Source organism: Actinomycetospora sp., from assembly GCF_055612215.1.
This window is the reverse complement of sequence record NZ_JBVPVA010000900.1, coordinates 1-6,143: the sequence shown is the minus strand read 5'-3', so window position 1 is coordinate 6,143 and position 6,143 is coordinate 1. Positions and strand designations below refer to the sequence as shown.

Below are 6,143 nucleotides of genomic sequence, written 5' to 3'. Positions count from 1 at the left end.
GCGCCTCGGTCTGGTACTCCTCGGAGAACCCGTCACCGAAGAGCTCCTTCTGCTCCTCACGGGTCAGCTGGATTCCCGACATCTCCGCCTCCAGGGCTCGGTCGATGGCCACGACGAGGTCGGACAGCTCGTCGAGCCGGGACATGACCGCGTCCCGCTGGCGTCGCAGGTGCGCCGCGACGTCGGCGCCGGGGTCGTCGAGGACGGCGGCGATGTCCTCGAGCGCGAGCCCGAGCCGGCGGTACACGACGACGTGCTGCAGGCGGGTGATGTCGGCGTCGGTGTAGAGGCGGTACCCGGCGGCACTGCGACGGCTCGGGCGCAGCAGCCCGATCTCGTCGTAGTGGTGCAGGGTCCGCACCGTCACGGCGAACCGCTCGGCCACCTGGCCGACCGTCAAGCCCGCCGTGTCCGTCATCCCGGTCATGGTGAACGAGCGTGCGGCCTGACGCGGCGTGAGGGTCAAGTCCCTAGGCTGGCCGGATGGCGTGGACGATCCGCGACGCGGTCCCCGGCGACCACGAGGTGCTGGTCGGGATCTGGCGGCGCGCGGTGGAGGCCACCCACGGGTTCCTCGGGCCGACCGAGATCGACGACCTCGAACCCCGGGTGCGCGCCGCGCTGGCTCGCGCGGCCCTGCGCGTCGCCGAGGGCCCCGACGGTCCGGCCGGGTTCCTGGGCGGGAGCGCGGGCGAGGTGGACATGCTCTTCGTCGACCCGCCGGTGCACGGGCGCGGGGCGGGCACCGCGCTGCTCGACGACGCGGCCGCGCACCACCCGGTGCTGACCCTCGACGTGAACGAGCAGAACCCGGCGGCGCGGGACTGGTACGCGCGCCGGGGGTTCGTCGAGACGGGCCGGTCGGAGACCGACGAGGACGGCCGCCCGTACCCGCTGCTGCACCTGCGGCGGGTGACCCCGCCCGGCCCCGCACCGGACCGGGCGCTCCAGAATGGTCGACGGAGGGTCCCGCGCGAGGGGGCGCGGGAACCCGCGTAGGGGGAAGCGGGGACGACATGACCGACACCGTGATCGCCGATCTCGCGCCACCGCGGGCCTTCGACCAGGCCTGTCACATGGTGGTCGACTACCTCGCCGAGGCGCTGCCGATGGGGGCCTGGGCGGTGACCCGGGTGGCGGGGGACCGGCAGACGATCCTCGTCAGCGACGACCACGGCTTCGGGCTGGCGCCCGGGGTCGAGGGGAGCTGGACCCTCTCGGTCTGCCGGACGATGGTCTCCGGCGAGACCCCGCGCATCGTCCCCGACACCGGGGCCGAGCCCGCCCTGTGCGACGTCATCGCCGCCGCGGCCGAGGGCGGCATGGCCGTCGCGGCCTACGTCGGGACCCCGATCCTCTACCCGGACGGCGGCCTCTTCGGGACCGTCATCGGGGTCGACGAGCGGCCGCTGGACCCGGGCTTCGTCACCCACGAGACGCTGCTCGACCTGCTCTCCAGCCTGCTCTCCAGCGTCCTCGAGGCCGACACCAACGCGGTGCGCTCCGCGCGCGAGCTGGAGCGCGCGGTCTCCGACGCCGAGACCGACACCCTGACCGGGCTGCTCAACCGTCGCGGCTGGGACCGCTGGCTCGCGCGCGAGGAGGAGCGGTTCCGTCGCTTCGGCGACCCCGCGTCGGTGGTGATGATGGATCTCGACGGGCTCAAGCGGGTCAACGACACCGAGGGGCACGACGCGGGCGACGCCTACCTGCGCCGCACCGCGGACACCCTGCGCTCGGTCACCCGGCGCGGCGACCCGCTCGCGCGCCTCGGCGGCGACGAGTTCGCCATGGTCGCGACGGTGGGTCCCGACGACGTCGGGCCGCTCGTCACCCGCCTGCAGAACGCCCTCGACGCCGCGGGGACGCCGTGCTCGATGGGGGTCGCCCCGGTCGGCGTGACGAGCGGGTTCGCCGAGGCCATCGCCGAGGCCGACGCCGCGATGTACCAGGACAAGCGGGCCCGCCGCGACCCGGACCGCGCCGGGGTCGGCCCCGTGGTCCCCGACCGGCCGACGGGCACCCCGTACACCCCGGAGGGGTCCTGACCCGACCCGACGGAGTGGTGGGCGGTGCTCACCGTCGTCGGTGTCGGCCCCCGGTGGTAGGAGGGAGGGGCTCGCCGGCGAGCGACGATCGGAGGACCGGGGATGAGAACGTCCGGGACGACGGTGGCCGTGGCCCCCGACCTCGCTCCACCACGGGCCTTCGACGAGGCGGGCCGGATGGTCGTCGACTACCTCGCCGCGGCCGCGCCGATGGGCGCCTGGGCGGTGACGCGGGTGGCGGCCGGGCGCCAGACGGTGCTCGTCGCGGCCGACCGCGCCTACGGCATCGGCCCCGGCACGGAGATCGCGTGGTCGACCGCGCTGTGCCGGACGATGGCCCGGGGCACCACGCCGCGCGTCGTGCCCGACACCGCGGCGGTCCCCGGGCTCACCGCGGCCGTGGCGGCGCAGGCCGCCGCGTCGGTGCGGGTCGCGGCTTACGTCGGCACGCCGATCGTGGCGCCGGACGGGGAGCTGTTCGGCACCGTCGTCGGGCTCGACCCGGAGCCGTTGCCGAGCGCCGACCTCGCGCACGAACCCCTGCTCGACCTGCTCTCCAGCCTGCTCTCGAGCGTGCTGGCCGCCGACGGCGCGGCGGTGCGGACGGCGCGCGAGCTCGAGCGGGCGGTGTCCGAGGCCGAGACCGACCCGCTGACCGGGCTGCTCAACCGGCGGGGCTGGGAGCGGTGGCTCGCCCGCGAGGAGGAGCGCTTCCGGCGCTTCGGGGATCCGGCGTCGGTGCTGATGATGGACCTCGACGGGCTCAAGGCCGTCAACGACACCCAGGGCCACGACGCCGGCGACCGCTTCATCCGCCGCACCGCGGACACCCTGGCGCGGGCGGTGCGCCCCGGAGACCCGACCGCGCGGCTGGGCGGCGACGAGTTCGGGCTCGTGGCCTCGATGGGGGCCGCCGACGCGCGGCGGCTCGCCGACCGGCTCCAGGCGGCGCTGCTCGACGCCGAGGTCCCGTGTTCGTTCGGGGTCGCGCCGTTCCGGGTGGACCGGAGCTTCGAGGCCGCGATCGCCGAGGCGGACGCGGCGATGTACGAGAACAAGCGGGCCCGCCGGGTGGGCGGCCCCGCGCCGGTCGTCGTCCGGGGACTGGTGGACCCGATCGCGGAGGTCTCCCGCTCCCGCTCCTGACGCTGTGCCCGGCTCACGCCACCGGATCGAGGTCCATCAGGTAGGCGGCGTCGTGGTCGACCGACGCCTCGTCCGGCAGCCGGGCGACGCCCTGTGGCTCCCCGCCGTCGACGACGCAGCGCAGCCGCGCCACCTGCCACGCCTGCCGTCCCCCGGGCACCGCGCGGGCCAGGGCGCTCCCCGCCGACCACAGGTAGGGCTCGGCGGTGAGCCACCCCGAGGCGACCACGCCCTCGCCCGGGCCGAGCGGGGGAGCGGCGAAGGGCACGACGGTCCACGGCCCGGCGAGGAGCACGGTCCCGACGCGGGCGCCCTCGTCGTCGCGCGGGCACTCGACCCGCCCCCGCAGCGTCGTGAACCCGGGGCGGTCCTCGCGCTGGGTCAGGCCGTTCCCGGCGGGCGGAGCGGCCGCGGTGTCCGTGACCGCGAGCGCGAGACCGGTCGTCAGGTGGTCGCCCACGGCGAGCCCCACGTACTCGCCGTCGCCCAGCATCCACGCCGGGACGATCACCACGACCGCCATCCGGCCGAGCCTACGGTCGATCACGAGGGCTCCGCGTCAACCGACCAGCGGGAACGTCCCGGTGTCGCGAGGCCCGAGCGGGAGCAGACGGGCGACGAGGACGGCGTCCGCGGGCGGCGGGTCGGGCACCGCGGGGATCTCGACGGGCGGCGTCGGTGCCCACCCGCTGCGGGAGGCACGTAGCAGCGAGGTGACGCGGTAGCGGTCGCGGCACAGGGCGACGACCTCCCCGTGCTCGGTGCCGGGGGCGAGCTCCGGGTCCAGGTAGAGGGCGCCCCCGATGCCGGTGCGGCCCTCGACCGGGGGAGTCGTCGACCAGAACAGCGGGAAGAGGCGCCCGCCCGCGTCGAGGACACTGACCGGCGAGGCCGACCCGTCGGCCGCGTCCACCCCGGCGGGCAGCGAGGTGAGGACGGTGCCGACCGCCTCGACGAGCCCGAGCTCGTCCACGGTCCAGCCCGGGGGCCCGGGGGCGGCCGCCCGCACCTCGGCGACGAAGAGCGCGGGCGCGGCGTCGATCTCCTCGCCGACCACCAGACGGGGGAGGGCGCCGCTCTCGAGGAACGGCGGCGGGAGCTGGACGACGAGCTCCTCGTCGGGACGGTCGGTGAGGCGCGCGGCCTCCCGGGCGGCGGCCACGGCGGCGGCCCACCGTCGCCGGTCCGCGCGCTCGAGGTCACCGGCGACCCGCACGGGACGGCGGCGGGGGCCCGGACGTCGCGTCGGCCGCCTCACGCCGGGTCCGGCACGAGGTCGGCGGGGCACGGGGCCGTCACGGCACGGGGCGGGCTCATGGACACCTCCGGAGTCGGTCTCACCCCTTGGAGGCCGCCCGCCCCGGATCGGTTCCCGCTCAGGCCGGCCGGATCGTGGCGCCGCGCAGCCGCAGCCCGCCCGGACCGTGGCTGGCCGGGCCGGTGACGACCACCTGCTGCCCGAGCAGCCGCGCGACGGCCGCCGGGTCGGGCGCCCCGTCGAACAGGGCCGGGTCGCTCTCCGGGACCACGCCCTCGACGACGACGTCGCGCCCGGCGTCGTCGAGCACCCGGACGATGCCGCGCCGCAGGTCGACGCGGTCGAGCCGGCCGCGCACCGTCTCGGCGGGTCCGTAGGTCCGGGGCGGATCGGACCGGGGCCACCGTGCCCGGGACAGGTCCCCCGGTCGGAAGCTCGCCTCGCGGAACCGGCTCCCGCCGAGCGAGGCCGTGCGGGAGGTGCGGGCCAGCGCGTCGAGCAGGTCGACGCAGGCGTCGCCGAGCAGCGGCGTGGTCCACGCCGGCGGCGTCTCGTTCCACAGGCCGCGCACCAGCTCGAACAGCGCGTCGGTGACCTCCTGCTCCAGCCCCTCACCCAGGACGTCGTCCTCACCGACCGCGAAGCGCAGCACCGTCGTCGCCGGGTCCAGTCCGACCAGCCGCACCCGGGCGGCTCGCTCCACCACCCCCGCGCTGCGCCCGGGCCGGGTCTGGTCGACCAGGTGGCGCGCGATGCGCGTGGTCAGCAGCTGCAGGGCCCCGACCAGCGCGACGAGGCCGCCTGCGTCGATCTCTCCGTCCCGGTCGGGGCCGCCGTGCAGGCGCACGACGAGGTCGTCGGCCACACGGCCATCCTCCCGCACCTACGCTGGCCGGTGTGGCACGGACGGCACACGCGGGCGCACGCAGCCCCGAGCTCGTCTGGAACCGGCTCGCGCACCGGCGCGAGGAGCTGTTCAGCCGCGAGCTGGCCCCGGAGCGGCACGCCTACTGGTGGGCCCGGCGCCACGACGGCCGGCCCGGCCGGCTCAACCGCTGGGTGGACCGGCTGCGCGACACGACGCTGGAGAACGTCCCGTACGTCGACCCGACCGCGGCCGCCGACGGGGCCCGCGTGCTGCTGCTCCTGGCCGAACCGGCCGCCGACGCCGAGGACGGCTGCGGCTTCGTCAGCCGCTACGCCAACGACGCGGTGTCGGCCAACCTCTACCGCGCCGCGGACCGCGCCGGGCTCGGGCACGAGGTGACGTTGCACTGGCACCTCGTGCCGTGGTGGATCGCGAACCCGACCCACGAGCCCCGTCGGCTCGCGGGCGAGGTGGTGCGCGCGGCGCCGCGGCTGGGCGAGTTCCTCGACCTGCTCGGCCCGCCGCCGCGCGAGGTGGTCCTGCTCGGCGCGCCGGCGGCCAAGGCGTGGGCGGTGCTGGACCGTCGCGGCCGCGTGCCGTGGCAGCTGCGGAACGCCACCGTCTCACGGGCGCCGCACCCGAACCCGCTCGTGCACGACCGGCTCGACCCCGTCAGCGGGCGCCGCAACGGTGACCGGCTCGTGGCGGTGCTGCGGGACGCGGCACAACGCGCCCGGGGCGAGGTCGTCCCACCCGCCCGGGCCGCCGGGCTCGGCCGGCGCCCGTTCTAGTCCGCCGTCAGGTCCGCGACGAGGTCCGCGAC

At 76.8% G+C, this 6,143-nt stretch carries 8 protein-coding genes; 4 read left to right on the top strand and 4 right to left on the bottom strand.

What is annotated here, in order from left to right:
- Positions 1 to 418, bottom strand: a 418-nt coding sequence (locus tag AC0CYZ_RS24520; RefSeq protein ID WP_472220194.1) for a MerR family transcriptional regulator, incomplete at its 3' end; no start/stop codon positions are given.
- A 65-nt stretch (positions 419 to 483) separates the two neighbouring features.
- Here AC0CYZ_RS24520 and AC0CYZ_RS24515 point away from each other — a divergent pair.
- The 3 genes from AC0CYZ_RS24515 to AC0CYZ_RS24505 all read left to right on the top strand — a co-directional run bounded on the left by AC0CYZ_RS24515 (position 484) and on the right by AC0CYZ_RS24505 (position 3,194).
- Positions 484 to 999, top strand: coding sequence for a GNAT family N-acetyltransferase (locus AC0CYZ_RS24515; protein WP_472220192.1), 516 nt, complete (start codon positions 484 to 486; stop codon positions 997 to 999).
- Between the two features lie 17 nt (positions 1,000 to 1,016).
- Positions 1,017 to 2,048 (top strand): sensor domain-containing diguanylate cyclase, encoded by a 1,032-nt coding sequence (locus AC0CYZ_RS24510; protein ID WP_472220190.1) that lies wholly within the window; start codon positions 1,017 to 1,019, stop codon positions 2,046 to 2,048.
- A 102-nt stretch (positions 2,049 to 2,150) separates the two neighbouring features.
- Positions 2,151 to 3,194, top strand: coding sequence for a sensor domain-containing diguanylate cyclase (locus AC0CYZ_RS24505; protein WP_472220187.1), 1,044 nt, complete (start codon positions 2,151 to 2,153; stop codon positions 3,192 to 3,194).
- A 13-nt stretch (positions 3,195 to 3,207) separates the two neighbouring features.
- On the opposite strand, the gene AC0CYZ_RS24500 is transcribed toward AC0CYZ_RS24505, so the two are convergent.
- From AC0CYZ_RS24500 to AC0CYZ_RS24490, 3 genes are all read right to left on the bottom strand, one after another.
- A complete protein-coding gene (locus tag AC0CYZ_RS24500) occupies positions 3,208 to 3,717 on the bottom strand; it encodes a hypothetical protein (RefSeq protein ID WP_472220185.1) in 510 nt (169 codons plus the stop codon).
- Positions 3,718 to 3,753: 36 nt separating this feature from the next.
- On the bottom strand, positions 3,754 to 4,410 hold the full coding sequence (locus AC0CYZ_RS24495) for a hypothetical protein (protein ID WP_472220183.1): 657 nt from the start codon (positions 4,408 to 4,410) through the stop codon (positions 3,754 to 3,756).
- A gap of 160 nt (positions 4,411 to 4,570) precedes the next feature.
- A complete protein-coding gene (locus AC0CYZ_RS24490; RefSeq protein WP_472220181.1) occupies positions 4,571 to 5,317 on the bottom strand; it encodes a hypothetical protein in 747 nt (248 codons plus the stop codon).
- A 32-nt stretch (positions 5,318 to 5,349) separates the two neighbouring features.
- Between AC0CYZ_RS24490 and AC0CYZ_RS24485 the strand changes: the two genes are divergently transcribed.
- On the top strand, positions 5,350 to 6,111 hold the full coding sequence (locus AC0CYZ_RS24485) for a uracil-DNA glycosylase family protein (RefSeq protein ID WP_472220179.1): 762 nt from the start codon (positions 5,350 to 5,352) through the stop codon (positions 6,109 to 6,111).
- Positions 6,112 to 6,143 lie beyond the last annotated feature (32 nt).

Excerpts from the sequence above, each read along its gene's own strand:
- AC0CYZ_RS24515 (WP_472220192.1), top strand. The coding sequence starts at position 484 with ATGGCGTGGACGATCCGCGACGCGGTCCCCGGCGACCACGAGGTGCTG.
- AC0CYZ_RS24510 (WP_472220190.1), top strand. The coding sequence starts at position 1,017 with ATGACCGACACCGTGATCGCCGATCTCGCGCCACCGCGGGCCTTCGAC.
- AC0CYZ_RS24505 (WP_472220187.1), top strand. The coding sequence starts at position 2,151 with ATGAGAACGTCCGGGACGACGGTGGCCGTGGCCCCCGACCTCGCTCCA.
- AC0CYZ_RS24500 (WP_472220185.1), bottom strand. The coding sequence starts at position 3,717 with ATGGCGGTCGTGGTGATCGTCCCGGCGTGGATGCTGGGCGACGGCGAG.